At 32.5% G+C, this 1,647-nt stretch carries 2 protein-coding genes and 1 pseudogene; 2 read left to right on the top strand and 1 reads right to left on the bottom strand.

Going from position 1 to position 1,647, the window contains the following annotated elements:
- Positions 1 to 156: 156 nt before the first annotated feature.
- Complete coding sequence (locus tag MVY38_RS00750) at positions 157 to 900, top strand: sulfite exporter TauE/SafE family protein (protein ID WP_297482358.1); 744 nt, start codon at positions 157 to 159, stop codon at positions 898 to 900.
- A gap of 1 nt (position 901) precedes the next feature.
- Here MVY38_RS00750 and MVY38_RS00745 read toward each other — a convergent pair whose 3' ends face one another.
- Positions 902 to 1,315 (bottom strand): Rrf2 family transcriptional regulator, encoded by a 414-nt coding sequence (locus MVY38_RS00745; RefSeq protein ID WP_297482356.1) that lies wholly within the window; start codon positions 1,313 to 1,315, stop codon positions 902 to 904.
- A gap of 135 nt (positions 1,316 to 1,450) precedes the next feature.
- On the opposite strand from MVY38_RS00745, the pseudogene MVY38_RS00740 reads away from it, so the two are divergent.
- Positions 1,451 to 1,647 (top strand): annotated as a pseudogene (locus MVY38_RS00740) (cytochrome c); the annotation flags it as partial.

The following is a 1,647-nucleotide window of genomic DNA, read 5'->3' as shown; positions in this document are numbered from 1 at the left end:
CAATTATCTATGAAAAAAAGTGTACAAAGATAGATAAAACTTTTGATTCAGTTGCCAAAGCAAAGGCATTTGTTGTCTCTAAAAAAGTTTGTAAAGATTTGAATCCTAAAGAACTTCAAGCAGTTGGACTTTATTTGAGAAATAGATAGTGGTGAAATGGATTCTATAAATTTTTTCTCAATTATCACTATTGCTTTTTTAGGCTCATTTGGACACTGTATAGGTATGTGTGGTGGTATTGTTGTTGCATATAGTACAACGAAAATAGATGATAAATGGAGTAAAACAAAGCAATCATTTGCGCATCTTCTTTACTCTTTTGGTCGTATTTTTACATATACCCTTCTTGGTGCTATGTTTGGATTTTTAGGAGGGGTGGCTACTTTTAATAACTTTACAAATGGAATGTTACTTATAATCGCAGGTACTTTTATGATACTTGCAGGACTTTCACTCTCTGGAAAAATTAAATTTTTAACACTTGTGGAACACTCTTTTGCAAGTAGTTCTTGGTACACAAAAACTTTTCGTCAGTTGTTACAGACAAAATCCCTTTGGAGCTTTTTTATTCTTGGTATGCTAAATGGTCTGCTTCCCTGCGGTTTAGTTTACTTTTTTGCTATTACTGCAGCAAGTACAGCAAGCCCTCTTTATGGAGCAGTTGTAATGTTTGTTTTTGGATTAAGCACCGTACCTGCTCTTTTTAGTCTTGGCTTTTTCGTTGGAATTTATAAAAATGGTAAACTGAGAAATATTATGATTCGTCTTGCTGCTGTTGCAGTGATTATTTTTGGTTTTTATACTATAAGAAATGGATATTACTACATAAAATATCCACAAAAGACAGTATCAGAGTGCTGTGAATTTAACCCTGATGCTATAAACAAGCAAAATAAATAAGTTAGATTTTACACCCTTTACCAGCAATATCTCGCAGGCTTGATTCTCGAAACATTCTTTGCATGAGCAGTTTAGGTTCCATCCACTGATCATGTAGGGCACATTTACACATACCGTTGCAAAATCCTATGCCTAAGATGCACTCTTCATCTTTTATAGAGTCATTAAAAATATTTAAAATATCATCTACTTTTATTTCTGACGCATCTTTTTTAAGTTTGAAGCCACCTTCTCGTCCACGAATAGACTCTATAAAATCTGCCTTTACAAGTTCTGTCATAATTTTAGTTAAAAATTTATATGGAATGCTCAATTCATTGGAAAGTTCTGTTGCGCTAAAGAGAGTTTTTTCTTTATGGTCTGCAATGTAAGCCAAAATTCGTATAGCATATTGAGATGTATTATTAAGTTTCATTATATGATTCCTCTGTATGTATTCTACTACAATTAGATTAATTAAAATTTAATTACTACTTAAAGGTAGAATTAAAATAATTCCTGCTACTATTCCAATTACTACTTATAGGTAGAATTTAAAATAGGAAGAGAAATGACTGAACGTATTACCAAAGATATGGCCAGAAATATTTACTTTGGCGGCGGTCTTTTTGCTATTTTGGTTTTTACTGGATTGACATTTGATACGGTCCATAGAATACCAGAATTAAGCCATGCAAGCAAAATTACAAAATCAGTAGTTGCAGGAAAAAAGATATGGGAAGACAACGATTGTGTTGGTTGCCATAC

It is taken from the genome of Sulfurimonas sp. (genome assembly GCF_027056685.1).
Classification (GTDB): domain Bacteria; phylum Campylobacterota; class Campylobacteria; order Campylobacterales; family Sulfurimonadaceae; genus Sulfurimonas.
This window is presented reverse-complemented; position numbering and strand designations above follow the sequence as displayed.

Excerpts from the sequence above, each read along its gene's own strand:
- MVY38_RS00745 (WP_297482356.1), bottom strand. The coding sequence starts at position 1,315 with ATGAAACTTAATAATACATCTCAATATGCTATACGAATTTTGGCTTAC.
- MVY38_RS00750 (WP_297482358.1), top strand. The coding sequence starts at position 157 with ATGGATTCTATAAATTTTTTCTCAATTATCACTATTGCTTTTTTAGGC.